10 protein-coding genes are annotated in these 15,173 nt (G+C 72.3%); 5 read left to right on the top strand and 5 right to left on the bottom strand.

Going from position 1 to position 15,173, the window contains the following annotated elements; translation table 11 throughout:
- Window positions 1–15: 15 nt before the first annotated feature.
- Window positions 16–387 carry a hypothetical protein gene (locus tag B056_RS0125500; protein ID WP_020572709.1) on the bottom strand — a complete coding sequence of 124 codons (372 nt, stop codon included), beginning with the start codon at window positions 385–387 and terminating at the stop codon, window positions 16–18.
- 619 nt (window positions 388–1,006) lie between these two features.
- Complete coding sequence (locus tag B056_RS0125495; protein WP_018504689.1) at window positions 1,007–1,939, bottom strand: LysR family transcriptional regulator; 933 nt, start codon at window positions 1,937–1,939, stop codon at window positions 1,007–1,009.
- A 137-nt stretch (window positions 1,940–2,076) separates the two neighbouring features.
- Between B056_RS0125495 and B056_RS0125490 the strand changes: the two genes are divergently transcribed.
- From B056_RS0125490 to B056_RS0125475, 4 genes are all read left to right on the top strand, one after another.
- Complete coding sequence (locus tag B056_RS0125490; RefSeq protein WP_407672423.1) at window positions 2,077–2,736, top strand: succinate dehydrogenase cytochrome b subunit; 660 nt, start codon at window positions 2,077–2,079, stop codon at window positions 2,734–2,736.
- Window position 2,737: 1 nt separating this feature from the next.
- The gene (locus B056_RS0125485; protein ID WP_035752707.1) at window positions 2,738–4,702 is read left to right on the top strand and encodes a fumarate reductase/succinate dehydrogenase flavoprotein subunit; all 1,965 of its coding nucleotides are present in this window, start codon (window positions 2,738–2,740) and stop codon (window positions 4,700–4,702) included.
- 123 nt (window positions 4,703–4,825) lie between these two features.
- On the top strand, window positions 4,826–5,569 hold the full coding sequence (locus B056_RS0125480) for a succinate dehydrogenase/fumarate reductase iron-sulfur subunit (RefSeq protein WP_026240141.1): 744 nt from the start codon (window positions 4,826–4,828) through the stop codon (window positions 5,567–5,569).
- A 232-nt stretch (window positions 5,570–5,801) separates the two neighbouring features.
- A complete protein-coding gene (locus tag B056_RS0125475; RefSeq protein WP_018504685.1) occupies window positions 5,802–7,121 on the top strand; it encodes an NAD(P)/FAD-dependent oxidoreductase in 1,320 nt (439 codons plus the stop codon).
- Window positions 7,122–7,294: 173 nt separating this feature from the next.
- Here B056_RS0125475 and B056_RS39700 read toward each other — a convergent pair whose 3' ends face one another.
- The 3 genes from B056_RS39700 to B056_RS37915 form a co-directional block, all read right to left on the bottom strand.
- On the bottom strand, window positions 7,295–8,659 hold the full coding sequence (locus B056_RS39700; RefSeq protein ID WP_018504684.1) for a hypothetical protein: 1,365 nt from the start codon (window positions 8,657–8,659) through the stop codon (window positions 7,295–7,297).
- A 98-nt stretch (window positions 8,660–8,757) separates the two neighbouring features.
- Window positions 8,758–10,791: a DUF4012 domain-containing protein gene (locus B056_RS0125465; RefSeq protein WP_018504683.1), complete on the bottom strand. Its 2,034-nt coding sequence runs from the start codon at window positions 10,789–10,791 to the stop codon at window positions 8,758–8,760.
- Window positions 10,788–13,016 carry a polysaccharide biosynthesis tyrosine autokinase gene (locus B056_RS37915; protein WP_018504682.1) on the bottom strand — a complete coding sequence of 743 codons (2,229 nt, stop codon included), beginning with the start codon at window positions 13,014–13,016 and terminating at the stop codon, window positions 10,788–10,790. Before B056_RS37915 ends, B056_RS0125465 begins: the two co-directional genes overlap by 4 nt.
- 115 nt (window positions 13,017–13,131) lie before the next feature.
- Between B056_RS37915 and B056_RS0125455 the strand changes: the two genes are divergently transcribed.
- On the top strand, window positions 13,132–15,129 hold the full coding sequence (locus tag B056_RS0125455) for a nucleoside-diphosphate sugar epimerase/dehydratase (protein WP_230203180.1): 1,998 nt from the start codon (window positions 13,132–13,134) through the stop codon (window positions 15,127–15,129).
- Window positions 15,130–15,173: the final 44 nt, after the last annotated feature.

The following is a 15,173-nucleotide window of genomic DNA, read 5'->3' as shown; positions in this document are numbered from 1 at the left end:
GCCCGGCGGCGTGACTCAGAGGTCGAGCTGTGCCTCGATGGTGCGCAGGCGGTGCCGGGACAGCGCGAGGTTCGCCCGCGACTTGTCGAGCACCAGGTAGAGGAACAGACCCCGCCCGGAGTGGCTCTGCAGCAGGCGGATCAGGTGGTACTGGCGGCCCAGGGTGATCAGGATGTCCTCGATGGAGTCCGCCAGGCCCAGGCTGTCCATGGTACGGATCTTCGCCCGGATCACCTCTGTGTTACCGGCCGCCGCCACCTCCAGGTCCAGAGTGTGGCTGCTGCCCAGCGTGCCGAGCGTCATCCCACTGGTGAAGTCGACGAGCGCGACCCCGGTCGCACCATCGATCTCCATCGCTTCTTTGAGAGCGATGTCGACGCTGTTCATATTGCCTCCCGCACGAATCTCCTGAGTATCCGGAACGCCGGGTTCCGAACGCTCCGACGAGTTCTCCTGCTGCTCAGTCGCAGCTTCTTTCGACCGTTCGAACCAGGTGTTCTCGGCCCGTCTACGCATCTCGCCCCACTGGCCTAGGCGCCCCGCCCGATCACCGAGCGCGGTCAAGACTCCGCGCCCCCTCCCAGGCCGGGACACCCACGAAGCTCCGGGAACATGTGCCGGTCAGCTGGGTGGGTGGGCCACAGGCAGCGAGCGAGGGCGACCACTGACCCTCCTTGGCGCCAGCGCGGCACCGGCCGGCTCCCAGCCGGCAGGAAAGATCGAGAAAAGGCTCCGCGAACATGGTCCACCACAGCACCGACCCCCCGTTCCCGGCACCGGGACCCGCCAACGGAATCGCCTGCACCGCAACAACTTCGGCGCCAGCCACCCGGCACCATCACCCCAATCCCACCCTGGCTCCGAATTGCTTCGAACAGCCGGTTAGGGACATTACGGAGTGCTCGTGGCCAACGCTAACCAGGAATTACAAATTCATAAACGTGATGTATATCACATTCGCGAGGGTAATACTCTCCGTGACAGAATCGGTCACGCGAAACACACGTCATCCGGGCAGGAGATCCGTGCCCGGCGGGAGTGTTCCGGCCTCGGCCGTGCGCTTCAGGTAGGCCCGCAGACTGCGCCGCAGCTCCTGGGCCGCGCGGGGCGGCTCGACGTCGCGGCGATGGGCCAGTCCGATCGTCCGGTGCAGGCCGGGCGGAGCGAAGGCGGTGGTACGCAACCGCTGCCGCCGGGCGACCATGCTCGGGATCACCGCGGCACCCAGCCCGGCCTCGACGAAGCCGACGACCGCGTCCATCTCCCCGCCCTCGATGGCGAAGGTCGGCTCGAAGCCGGCGATCCGGCAGGCACTCACGGTGAACTCCCGCAGGTCGTAACCCCGGCGGAACATCACCAGCGGGCGGTGGCGCAGGTCGGACACCTGGAGGTGGCCGTCGCGCGCCGGCGGCGGCGAGTTCTCCGACGTGACGACCACCAGGTCCTCGCGCAGCAGCGGCGTGGTCGACAGCGCCGGGTCCGAGCTGTGCAGCGGAAGGATGATGAGCGCCAGGTCGAGGTGGCCCTGTGCCAGGTCGCGGATGAGATCACGCGAGCCGCCCTCCTCGACGAGCAGCCGGATGCCCGGGTAGTCGAGGTGGAAGGCGTACAGGACCTCGGGCAGGAACCCGGTGCACAGACTCGGGGTCGCACCCAGCCGCACGGTGCCGTGCCGCAGGTCGAGCAGCTCCTGGACCTGGCGGCGGGCCGTCTCGGTGTCGGCGAGGATCCTTCGTGCCAGTGGGAGCAGGGTCTCCCCTGCCGGAGTGAGTGTGATGTTGCCCCGCATTCGGTTGAACAGGGGACTACCGAGCTCCTGTTCCAGGGCACGGATCTGTTGCGAGAGGGACGGCTGCGCTACGTGCTCACGCTCGGCCGCACGGGTGAAGTGCCTGGTCTCGGCCACGGCCACGAAATACGCGAGCTGATGAAGCTGCACACCTTAGGGTAGCCGACGATAGCTACTGCCTATCGAGACCAGGCCCATCATGTCTTGGACCACTTGGAGACTTGTCCTTAGGGTTTCCCAACGTGGCTGTAACGAACGACGCGCGGCCTACGTCCCCCGTAGGCATCATCTGGCGGTCCAGCATCGGCAAGAAGGCCGTGATGGCCGTCACCGGGGCGGTGATGCTCCTCTATCTCCTCGCCCACATGCTCGGGAACCTGAAGATCTTCTTCGGCCGCGAGAGCTTCGACGAGTACGCGCACTGGCTGCGCTCGATCGGAGTGCCGGCGCTCCACGGAGCCTGGTTCCTCTGGATCATGCGAGCCCTGTTGCTCGTGGCGGTGGTTCTGCATGCCACGTCGGCGTACCAGCTCAGCCGGCGCGACCTGAAGGCCCGGCCGCAGAAGTACTCGCACCGGCAGCGGCTCGAGGCGAGCTACGCCGTGAACACGATGCGCTACGGCGGCATCATCATCGGCCTGTTCATCATCTACCACCTCCTCGATTTCACGGCCCTGACGCTCAACCGCAACGGGGTCGAGGGCGCCGCCTACGACAACGTGGTGTCCAGCTTCTCCGTGTGGTGGGTCACACTTTTCTACATCATCGCCATGCTGGCGCTCGGACTCCACATCCATCACGGATTCTGGAGCGCCGCTCGTACCCTCGGCGTGCACAGTGCGGCCCGGGAAAAGAACCTGAAGGCCGTCGCGACCGTGCTGGCGGTTGTCATCTCGGCGGGCTTCATGGTCGTTCCCATCGCCGTGCTGGCCGGATTGGTGGACTGAGATGCCCGAGACGACCTCCCTCGGCTCTGGCGGAGGCTCCTACTGGTCGGTGGGCGACGACATCGTCGACACCGCCGCGCCGGACGGGCCGATCGAGACCCGCTGGGACCGCCGCAAGTTCGCCGCCAAGCTGGTCAACCCCGCCAACCGCCGCCGCCACACCGTGATCGTGGTCGGTACCGGCCTCGCCGGCGGCGCGGCCGGCGCGACCCTGGCCGAGCAGGGCTACAAGGTCATCCAGTTCTGCTTCCAGGACTCGCCCCGGCGCGCGCACTCGATCGCCGCGCAGGGCGGCATCAACGCGGCGAAGAACTACCGCAACGACGGCGACTCCGTCTACCGGCTGTTCTACGACACGGTCAAGGGCGGCGACTTCCGCGCCCGCGAGTCCAACGTCTACCGGCTCGCCCAGATCTCGACGCAGATCATCGACCAGTGCGTAGCGCAGGGCGTGCCGTTCGCCCGCGAGTACTCCGGCCTGCTCGACACCCGCTCCTTCGGCGGCGTGCAGGTCCAGCGCACCTTCTACGCGCGGGGCCAGACGGGCCAGCAGCTGCTGATCGGCGCCTACCAGGCGCTGTCCCGCCAGATCGACGCCGGCGGCGTGGAGATCCACCCCCGCACCGAGATGCTCGACCTGATCGTCATCGACGGCAGGGCCCGCGGCATCGTCGCCCGCGACCTGGTCACCGGCAAGATCACTCCGTACCTGGCGGACGCGGTCGTGCTCGCCACCGGCGGCTACGGCAACGTCTTCTTCCTCTCCACGAACGCCAAGGGCTCCAACACCACGGCGACGTGGCGGGCCCACCGGCGCGGGGCGCTGTTCGCGAACCCCTGCTACACGCAGATCCACCCGACCTGCATCCCCCGTTCCGGGGAGTATCAGGGCAAGCTCACGCTGATGAGCGAGTCGCTGCGCAACGACGGCCGCATCTGGGTGCCCAAGCAGAAGGGCGACACCCGCTCGCCGGACCAGATCCCCGAGGCCGAGCGCGACTACTACCTGGAGCGGATCTACCCGGCCTTCGGCAACCTGGTCCCGCGCGACATCGCGTCGCGCGCGGCGAAGTACCAGTGCGACGACGGCCGCGGCGTCGGCCCCGGTGGGCTCGGCGTGTACCTCGACTTCGCCGACGCCATCAAGCGCCTGGGCGAGGACAAGGTCCGCGAGAAGTACGGCAACCTGTTCGAGATGTACGACCGGATCACCGGCGAGAACCCGTACAAGGTCCCGATGCGGATCTACCCGGCCGTCCACTACACGATGGGCGGGCTGTGGGTCGACTACGACCTGCAGAGCTCCATCCCCGGGATGTTCGTGATCGGTGAGGCCAACTTCTCCGACCACGGCGCGAACCGGCTCGGCGCCAGCGCCCTCATGCAGGGCCTGGCCGACGGCTACTTCGTCCTGCCGCCCATGATCGGCAACTACATCGCCAGCACCAAGCTGGGCTCGGTCAGCCTGGACGACCCGACGGTGACGTCCGTGGTCGGCGAGGTCACCGGCCGGCTCGGCCGGCTGCTGGAGATCAACGGCGACCGCACGCCCGACTCGTTCCACCGCGAGCTCGGCGAGCTCATCTGGGACGAGTGCGGCATGGGCCGCACCGAGGCGGGCCTGCGCAAGGCGCTCGCCCGCATCCCGGAGCTGCGCGAGGAGTTCTGGCGGCGGGTGAAGGTGCCGGGCGACTCCGGCGAGCTGAACCAGTCGTTGGAGAAGGCGAACCGGATCGCGGACTTCCTCGAGTTCGGCGAGCTGCTGTGCATCGACGCCCTGCACCGCGCCGAGTCCTGCGGCGGCCACTTCCGCGAGGAGAGCCAGACTCCGGACGGCGAGGCGCTGCGCGACGACGAGAACTTCGCCTACGCGGCGGCGTGGGAGTACACCGGCGGGGCCCCGGTGCTGCACCGGGAGCCGCTGCAGTTCGACTACGTCCACCTGGCCCAGCGCAACTACTCGTGATCTTCCTGGTCGGCCGCCGCCTGTCGCCCCGTGCGGGCGGTACGGTGGCGGCCGGCAGTCGGCGCGATCATGGACGTCCGCGCGCCGCGCGACGAGCCCACAGCACTCGAAGGAGCCCCGACCGTGAACCTCACCCTTCGGATCTGGCGGCAGCGCGGCCCGGAGGACCGCGGTGCCATGGTCACCTACGACCTGCCTGACGTCAGCCCGGACATGTCCTTCCTCGAGATGCTCGACGTACTGAACGAGCGGCTCATCCTCGAGGGCGACGACCCGGTGGCCTTCGACCACGACTGTCGCGAGGGCATCTGTGGCGCGTGCGGGGTGGTCATCAACGGCCAGGCCCACGGCCCCATGGACCGCACCACGACCTGCCAGCTCCACATGCGTTCGTTCAACGACGGCGACGTCATCGACGTCGAGCCGTGGCGGGCCGCCGCCTTCCCGGTCGTGCGGGACCTGGTCGTCGACCGCTCCGGGTTCGACCGCATCATCGGCGCCGGCGGCTACATCTCGGTGGTCACCGGCAGTGCGCCGGAGGCGCACTCGACGCCGGTCCCCAAGCCGGTCGCCGACGCCGCGTTCGACAACGCGACCTGCATCGGCTGCGGCGCCTGCGTGGCGGCGTGCCCGAACGGGTCGTCGATGCTGTTCACCTCGGCCAAGGTGACCCACCTCAACCTGCTCCCGCAGGGCGCCCCGGAGCGCGAGAGCCGGGTCCGCGGCATGGTCGAGGCCATGGACGACGAGGGCTTCGGCGGCTGCACCAACACCGGTGAGTGCACCGTCGCCTGCCCGAAGGGCATCCCGCTGACGAGCATCGGGAACCTGAACCGCGAGTTCCTGCGGGCCGTCACCCGGCGATAGCCCGGCGACGGCTCCGCCGCCGGCCCGCCCACGCGGCGTCCCGCCCCGCTCGGACGCCGGCCGCCCCGCCCACGTGGCGGGGTGGCCCGTGGGTGCCCGGTTGGTGGGTGTCTCGGCGGCCGGAGGGCTGAACCGTCCGCGGGCGGGAACATCTCCGGTCGTGGACCCTCGTCCCGTGCACGTCATCGCCTCGGTCCCCGGGGCGCGCTCCCCGGGGCCACGCCCCGACCACGTGGCCGTCGTCGGCGGCGGCATGGTCGGGCTCTGCGTGGCCTGGTTCCTGCAGGAACGCGGGGTCGGTGTCACCGTCCTCGAACGCGACCGGGTGACGCCCGGGCCGGTCTGGGGCGGGGCCGGCGCGTCCTGGGGCAGCGCCGGCTGGCTCACCCCGGGGCTGGCCACGCCGCTGCCGGAACCGGCCGTGCTGCGCTACGGCCTGCGGATGCTGCTCCGGCCGGACAGCCCCGTCTACCTGCCGCCGGCGGCCGACCCGGCACTCGCCCGTTTCCTCGCCGGTTTCGTCGCGCACAGTACGCACGACCGGTGGCGGGCGGCGATGCGGGCGCTGTCCCCGCTGACCCGGCGCAGCCTGGACGCCTTCGACGACCTCGCCGACGGCGGGGTGGCCGCGCCGACCCGGGCCGCCGCCCCGTTCCTGGCCTGTTACCGCGACCGGCGCGGCGCCGACGCGCTGCTCGCCGAGCTCGACGACGTCCGGGCCTGCGGCCAGCCGGTCGACGCGGTCGCGCTCGACCCGCTGACCGCCCGGGACCTCGCTCCCCTGCTCTCCGAGCGGATCACCCACGTCGTCCAGGTGCACGGGCAGCGCTACTGCGACCCGGGCCGGTTCGTCGCCGCGCTGGCCGACGCGGTACGCGAGCGCGGCGGGATCATCCGGGAGGGCGTCGGCGTCGACAAGGTCATCGACATCGGTTCCCGGGTGGTGCTCGCACTGGCCGACCACACCCAGCCACCCGTGCACTTCGACGCGGTGGTGCTGGCGACCGGCGCCTGGCTGCCCCGGCTGGCGGCCCGCTACGGGGTGCGTTCGACGGTGCAGGCCGGCCGCGGCTACTCGTTCACCGCCGCGGTGCGGGAGCCGCCCACCGGGCCGATCTACTTCCCGGACTCCCGGGTGGCCTGCACCCCGATCGGGGACGGCCTGCGGATCGCCGGGATGATGGAGTTCCGCCGTCCCGACGCCCCGCCCGACCCGCGGCGCGTCGACGCGATCGCCGCGGCCGCGGGCGACCTGCTGCGCGGGGTCGACCTGCGCTCCCGGACCCTGGAATGGGTCGGCCCGCGCCCGTGCACACCCGACGGGCTGCCGCTCGTCGGGCCGACGTCCTCACCGCGGGTGCACGTCGCCGGCGGCCACGGGATGTGGGGCATCACCCTGGGCCCGATCACCGGGCGGCTGGTGGCCGAGGCGCTGGTCGACGGGCGGACACCGCCCGAGCTGGCCCCGTTCGACCCGCTGCGCCGCCCGACCCGCTGGCCCCGCCCGGTCGGCCGGGCCCGTCCCATCGGTTCGGCCCGGCCGCACCGGTAGCGCCCGGGCCCGGCCGTGGCGCCCGGCCGCAGGTGGCGCCCGGCTGAGGTTCGCGGCGCGACGGCGACGGGCCGCCCGCGCGAGAATCGCGCGAGCGGCCCGAGCCGTTCACAGATGGTGCCGGATCACCTCTTCCCCATGGTGCCGGATCGCGCTTCCGCTGCCTGGACGGGTCAGCCCTGCACCCGGCCGGTCAGGCGGCGACGACGAGCGGCCACCCGCAGCAGCACACCGCCACCGAGCAGCGCGATGGCGATGGAGGCCATGGCACCGGTCTCGACACCGGTGAAGGGCAGCGCCCCACCGGCCGTGCCACCGGCGGCACCCGCACCGACACCACCGACACCACCGACACCGACTCCGACCACGCCGCCGGCGATGACGCAGTCGCCGCCGCGGTCCTTGTCGTCCTTGTCGTCCCAGCCGTCCTTGTCGTCCCAGCCGTTCTTGTCATCCCAGCCGTCGGCGAGCGGCGCGGCCACCGGGGCGGCGAGACCGCCGCGGTTCTCACCGAACTTGTCGTCCTTGACGCCGTCGATCTTGTCGTCCTTGACGCGGTCGAACTTGTCGTCCTTGACGCGGTCGAACTTGTCGTCCTTGACGCGGTCGTCGCCGAAGCAGGATCCGTCCTTGTCGTGATCCTTGTCGTGGTCGAAGCCCCAGTTGCCCCAGTTGCCGATCCAGCTCGCGACCAGGGCCGGGTCGATCGGCAGGCCGGTGATGCCGCCCTCGCCGATGCCGATCACGACAACCGTCGCGCTGACCGCACGCGGGCCCTGGAGGGCGATCCGCGGCGGCGCGATCTGGGCGGCGAGGCCGACCTGAGGCAGGTCGGCGGTCACCGGCGGGATCGGGGTGACGGCGACCTCGTCCGACGCGCCCGGCACCGGAGCGGCCGGAACGGCGGGAACCGCGGGAACGATCGGAGCCGCCGGGTCCACGACCGTGGGGTCAGGAAGGATCGAAGCCGGTACGCCCGCCGCCGGCCCGGTCACCTCGGCCTGCGACCTGTCACCGAAGATCGAGTCCGGGAGGAGCCCCTCCGGCTCGACGTCCCCCTCGGTCAGCTCCTTGTCGGGGAAGATCGAGTCCTCGCCGGGGAGGCTCGACTCCTTGTCGGGGAAGATAGAACCGTCGAAGATCCCGTCCGGCTCGGCCACCACGGGCGCGGTGGCGGCGGCGTCGTGCTCCGCCTGGCCGAGGCCGGTGAGTGTGTGCGTGCCGGCCTCGTCGAACGTGATCGGCATGTTGAAGTTACCGAGCGTGTCCGCGACCGTGGTCGTCTCCAGGATGCCGTCCAGCTCGATCTGCACCGACGATCCGGGCAGGAATCCGCACCCGCTGAAGAAGGTGGCCTCGCCAACCAGGAGCAGTGACTTGCTGACGGAGCCTTCTCCGGTGGGTCCGGAGCAGGCGACAGGCGGGTATGCGGGATCTATCGGCTTGTCGTCAAATGCCGCCGCTGGAGAAGCCGGCAGCGCGGCGAGCGCCAGCCCGCCGCCCGCCACCAGCGCGACGCCGAGAGTTCGGAACTTCATTCAGACACTCCCCCTGCATGTGATCCGTTCAAGCAGTCGAATGATTGACTACAGGGAGACTACTGAGAGTCACTGTCCGTGTCTAGAACGTTCCGCACTCACCTATCAACTCTGCGTGACCATGGCGAGCTGGCGGGCAGCCCCTCTACCACCAGCCGCTCCGGAAACGGCAGAGGCTGCTTCCGAACGACGAGTGTCGGGCCGGCCACCGGTTCGAGGACGCGCACCTCCAGCGTCCGCGTCTGGCCCCGGTCGATCGTCAGATATGTCGACAGGATCGGATGGCCGCGTTCCTCACCCGAGGTCAGCGAGACGGGGCTGCCGTCGAGGCGCGCGCCGGCGAACCAGCCGCCGCGCCCGGTGTAGAGGGAGAACCACACCTTGTTCTGGGCTTCCTCGTTCCCCTGATCAGGGCCGGGCAGGTCCTTGCGGGCCCGGACGTAGTCACTCAGACCCGTCGGCGCGGCGTTCGTCAGCCGGACCGTGATCGTCGCCTGTCCGGTCCCGTCGGGCTGCCGCTCCATTCGGTAGCTGGTGCTACGCCGCAGCCAGTAGTCGAGTTTGGTCGCCGACGCGTTCTGCGTGACAACCCCGAGGAAAGGGCCGGGCGCCGTCGGCAGCGCCCCACCGAGCGCGGTCGAGGAAAGCGCGCTCTGTTCGGCGGCGTGGTTACTTGACACCAGGAGTCGACCCTCCTGGGCGGCCCGGGCCATGACCCGGAGCAGGTTCTCCGTACCGCCCGCGGCGCCCGCGTCCGACACGACCGCCGCATAGACGGCCTCGCCGACCGCGGCGAAGAAGTCGTCCCGGGCCGCGACATCGTCGATCTCCTGGTAGACCCGGGACTCGACCAGATCGACCAGGTCGCCCGCGGTGATCACCCGGCCGTCGGGCAGCACGGCCGGGCGGGTGGCCGCCAGCAGGTAGGACAGTGTGGTGGGGTCCAGGCTGATCGTCCCGTCGACCGCCGTCCCGGTGCCGGCCCGGTACAGCTGGGAGTAGAGCCGCCCCGCGACCGGATAGTCCGGGGTGAGGTTGGCGTTCGCCCACACGCTGGCCGGCCAGAACGCCCCGTAGCGCGCCGCGAGCTCCGGCGTCAGCGAGGCCGCCGGCCGGGCCAGGGTCGGCCCGCCGGGCAGCGTGCCGTTGCCCGTGACGTCGTCGAGCTCCAGTCGGCCGTCGGTGACCGTCAGCACGCCGAACCCGCCGATGATGCCGCCGTTCGCCCGGGACTCGGCCGGGTTCTGCACCACCAGCAGGTAGCGGCGCGGGCCCCCCGCGCCGAGCATCCCCGGGCCCAGCCGGGTGGCGAGGACCAGCGTGTCGAGCGCACCGTGCAGCCGGGAGCCGGTGTCGACCACCTGCCCCCGGGCGTCGTCGAGGCCGATCGCGCCGCCGAGCCACCCGCAGTCGGCGGCCCGCCCGGCCGCCGACTCGAACGATTCGACGGCCGCCATGGCCCGCTCGGCGGGTTCCCGCGCCGCGGCGAGCGCCCCGACGTTCACCGCCGTCCCCGACCGCAGGTGGGACGGGGCCAGCCGGTCCCCCAGCTCGACGACCGATGGCAGCGCGCCCGCGGCCACGTCGTCGAGCGCGGCGGCGAGGTCCGCGCTCGAGCGCAGCGGGCAGCCCGCGATCGGCATTCGCCCGGCCAGCGACCACAGCGGGTCACCGGTGAGCGCTCGGGCCGACCTGGTCTGCGCGGTGATCTCGTCGACGGCCCGGCGCAGCTCGGCCCCCTCGGGAACGGCCCCGCTCGCGACGACGGCCCGTAGCCGGGAGATCTCAGCTCGGGCCGCCTCCAGGTGCGACCGCGCGAGCAGGCCGCGCACGACGATCCAGGTGCCGGCCAGCAGCAGGACGACCAGCAGCAGCGCGGCGCCTGCCACGACCCGCCGGTCCGGTCGCCACTCCCGCCGCGGCGACAGGCTCGGGCCGTCACCGCCGCCCCGCCGGGTCCCTCCCGCCGCCGGTCCCCGCACCGCGGCCGACTCCTGCGCCGCCGACTCCCGCACCGCGGCCGACTCCTGCGCCGCCGCCGACTCCCGCACCGCGGCCGACTTCCTCGTCCCGGCCGGCTGTCGTGCCTGCCCGGCCAGGCCCCTCGTCTCCCCGGTCGGCCGCCGGGTCACCGGCCTGTCGAACGGTCGGACCCGCGCTCGGAGCCACGCTCGGACGAACCGGTGCCATAGGCGAGCGGCGCGGTGTGGTCCCCGGGCTCGCGCTGCGCGGCGATCTCGACGGTCGGTGGGTTCGCCCCGGCCTCGCCGACCTGATCAGGCGCCTGCCGCGCGGCGTCCGCGGGCCCCGGCGAATTGGGACCGGGCGCCGCGGCGCCCTGCCGCCGCCGCGCGCCCAGCCGTCCGACGGCCGATCGCTTCGCGGCCGGGGCGGCGGGCGTCGACGCCGCGACGTCAGACGGAGCACCGGTGGCGGGTGGGGTCGCGGCGGATGCCTGTGCCGGGACGGAAAGACCCGACCCGTCATCGGCGGACACCGCGCCCCCGGAAGCCGCGCCGGCCGCGCCCGGACCGGCGTTCGCGCCGGCGGCGGTCAGGCTGGCGTTCGCGCCGGCGGGGTTCCGGGGGCCGGACCTCGATCCCAGCTGGCGCCCGGCCCGTGAACCCGTCCGGCCGCCGGGCTCGGCCCCGGTCGCGGTCGCGGCCTGGCGGGCGCCCGGGGCGGGCTTCGCCGGCGCCGCCGACGCGGCGCCGCCCGGGGCCGGGGATCCGCTCGACGGGGTGGCCCCCGCACGGGACGCCGAGCGTCGTCCCGCCGACCGGCCGGAGGACGACGTCCCGGCGGAGGCCGCGGAGGCGGCGGCGGAAGAGGAGGCGGTGGACGAGGAAGGGGAAGGGGAAGGGGCTGGAACGGCGGCCTTGCCGGCGGTCGCCGCGGATCGGCTGCCGGCCGGACGCAGGCCGCGGTCGGGGGCGGCTGGCGTGCGGGCCCGGTTCGCCGCGGGCACGCGCGCGTGCCGGGCGCGCGGCGCGTAGCTCTCGTACCGCCCGTAGTAGTGGGCGTTCAGCCCCTTCATCGGCACCATGTTGAGGACGGTTCCGATCATCCGCGCGTCGACCGCCCGCAGCGCCTCCGCGGCCCGGCGGAGCTGCTCGCGCCGGGTCCGGCCGACCCGGGCGACCAGCAGGGTGCCGTCCACCCGGGTGGACAGCACCGCGGCGTCGGTGACGGGCAACAGCGGCGGCGCGTCGATGAGGACGATGTCGAAGCGGGAGTAGAGCACCTCGATCAGGTCGGACATGTTGCGGGAGCCGAGCAGCTCGCTCGGGTTGGGCGGAATCGGCCCGCTCGGCAGCACCTCGATCCGGCCGTCGCCGACCCGGCCCTCACCCCAGGGCTGGAGCACGTCGTCGAGGTCGGCCGCGCCGATCAGCACCGACGTCAGCCCGGCCGCGGACTCGATGCCCAGGTACTCGCCGAAGGACGGCCGGCGCAGGTCGCCCTCGACCAGGCACACCCGGGCACCACCCTGCGCCAGCGTGATGGAAAGATTGCAGACGGTACTGGTTTTGCCCTCCCCCGGCACCGAGCTGCTGACGAGGATCGACCGGGGAGCGGTGTCGACGTCCACGAACTGCAGGTTGGTGCGGAGCTGGCGGAACGACTCGGCGCGCGGCGTATGCGGGCCGGTGTGCAGGATCAGCGGTCGCCGCCCGGAGCTCGAGTCAAAATTGATCATCGCCAGGTTCGGCAGGCCGGTGACGCCGGCGGCGTCCACCTCGCCGGAGATGCTGGTGTCCAGCCGGTGCCGCAGGAAGGCGGCGCCGATGCTGATCAGCAGGCCGAGCAGCACGCCGAGCGCGATGTTGCGCACCGGCTGCGGCGAGACCGGAACGGTGGGGAGCTTGGCGTGCTCCCAGACGCTGACCCGCACCGTCGGCGGCTCGTCCGCGGCCGGCCGCTCGATGCGGGCCACCGCCTCGGAGAACGTCTCGCCGACCGCGTCCGCGATCGACTGCGCCCGGCGCGGGTCGACGTCCCGCACGACGGCGCGCAGCAGGACGGTGTCCGGGACGGCCTGCGCCTGGATGCGCCCGCGCAGCTCGGACGGGCTGACGTCGAGCTTCAGCTGGTCGATCACCGCCTCGGCGACCCGGTCGCTCGCCACGAGGTTGGCGTAGGACTTCACCCGTTGCGCGGAGAGCAGGCTGCCCTGGTACGCCGAGGCCGCGTCCGCACCGTTGTCGGACGACGACACCACCATGGTCACCGTGGCCGCGTAGACCCGGTCCGCCCGCCAGTTCAGGCCGGCCGCGAGCAGACCTCCCAACACGACGCAGGTCAGTACGAGCAACCAGCTTCGACGCAGGACGCGCATATAGTCGCGCAGTTCCACTCGTCGACCACCCTCCCGGACCCTCGCCCGAACACTCACCGTGACACTCGACAGACGCAACGTACCTCAGCGGTAGTCGGTCATTTACTCACAGTGGCAATTACTCTATGGCCTCATGTGGAGACGTAGAGTAGACGGACGACGTCACGGTCTGTGGACGGCGGCGGTTGCGCGGCGCGTGTCGCGACTCGACCTCCGACAGCGGGTCGGTCTGCAGATAGCACTGGACGTCTGCGCGCTCGCGCTCGGGTTCATCGCCGCCCAGGTCGGCCGGCTCGACCTGGACCCGGCCGCGCTCGCCGAGCCCGGCTTCTGGGTCATCGTCTTCCTCGCCGTGTGTCTGCTCCACTTCCTGGGCACGGCGCTGCACCTCTACCTGGGCCGGTACCGGTTCGGCGGGTTCGAGGAGGTCTTCGGCATCCTGGTCGCGGTCACGCTCACCGTTCTCGGGGTGCTCGTGGTGGTGCTGGCGTTCGGCGCGCCGCGGCCGGTGCCGCTCAGCGTGCCGCCGCTGGGCGGGGCGGTGACCCTGGTGCTGATGCTCGGCGTCCGCTATCTGTGGCGGCTGACCGAGGAGCGGCTGCGCCGGCCGGCCCCCGACGCCGCCGAGCCACTGATCGTCTTCGGCGCGGGCGACGGCGGGCAGCGGGTGCTCACCGCGATGCTGCGCACACCGAGCAGCCCCTACTACCCGGTCGCCCTGCTCGACGACGACCCACGGACCTGGAACCTGCAGCTTTCCGGGGTGCGGGTCCGCGGCGGCCGGGCCGCGATCGCCGGCGTCGCCGCCTCCACCGGCGCACGCACCCTGCTCGTCGCGATCCCGAGCGCGGACGCGGCGCTGCTGCGGGAGATCAGCACACTGGCCGAACCGGCCGGGCTCGCCGTCAAGGTGCTCCCCCGCGTCGCGGACCTGGTGGACGGCACCGTCGGCGTCGCGGACATCCGCGATCTCGACCTCGCCGACCTGCTCGGCCGCCGGCAGATCCAGACCGACATGACGGCCGCCGAGCGCTATCTCACCGGCCGCCGGGTCCTCGTCACCGGCGCCGGCGGGTCGATCGGTTCGGAGCTGTGCCGGCAGATCCACACCTTCGGGCCGGCCGAGCTGATCATGCTCGACCGGGACGAGTCGGCGCTGCGCGCCGTCCAGCTCTCACTGCACGGCCGGGCGATGCTCGACGACGACTCGATCGTCCTCGGCGACATCCGCGACACCGAGCTGATGGCCACGCTGTTCGCCGCGCGCCGGCCCGAGGTGGTCTTCCATGCCGCGGCGCTCAAGCACCTCCCGCTGTTGGAGCGTTTCCCGGGCGAGTCGGTGAAGACGAACCTGTGGGGGACGCTGACCGTCCTGGAGGCCGCGGCCGCCTGTGGGGTGCGGCGCCTGGTGAACATCTCGACCGACAAGGCGGCCAACCCGAGCAGCGTGCTCGGCCACTCCAAGCGGATCACCGAGCGCCTCACCGCGCACGTCGCGGGCCGGGCGCCGGGGGTGCTGGTCAGCGTCCGGTTCGGCAACGTGCTCGGCAGCAACGGCTCGGTGCTGACCGTCTTCGCCGGCCAGCTGGCCGCGGGCGGGCCGCTGACGGTCACCCACCCGGAGGTGACCCGCTACTTCATGACCATCCAGGAGGCCGTCCAGCTCGTCCTGCAGGCCGCGGCCCTGGGCTCGGCCGGCGAGGCGCTGGTCCTCGACATGGGGGAACCGGTGCGCATCGCGGACGTCGCCCGCCGCATCGCGGCCCACGCCCCCGGGCCGGTGGACATCGTCTACACCGGGCTCGGCGCGGGCGAGAAGCTGCACGAGGAGCTGCTGGGCGCCGGCGAGCGGGACTCCCGGCCGCGGCACCCGCTGATCTCGCAGGTACCGGTGCCGCCGCTGGACCCGACTGCCGTCCGGGACGTCGACCCGTACGCGGCACCGGCCCTGATCCGGGCCACCCTGGCCCGGCTGGCCGCCGACCAGCCCATGCCGAGCGTGCCGCACCAGGCCGGACCGAACCGGAGGGAGCCGAGCCAGCCGGGGCCGAACCAGATCGAGCCGGGCCAGGCGGGATCGGGCCGGGCTGGGCAGCGCCGGACCGGGCCGGCCGAGGTGCGGATCGGTTGAGCCGGCGGCGGCGGCCGCCGCCGCCGCGGTCAGCGGTGCGGGGT

It is taken from the genome of Parafrankia discariae, assembly GCF_000373365.1.
Lineage (GTDB): Bacteria > Actinomycetota > Actinomycetes > Frankiales > Frankiaceae > Parafrankia > Parafrankia discariae.
Note: the sequence above shows the minus strand (reverse complement) of the source record. Positions and strands in the feature narration are given on the sequence as shown.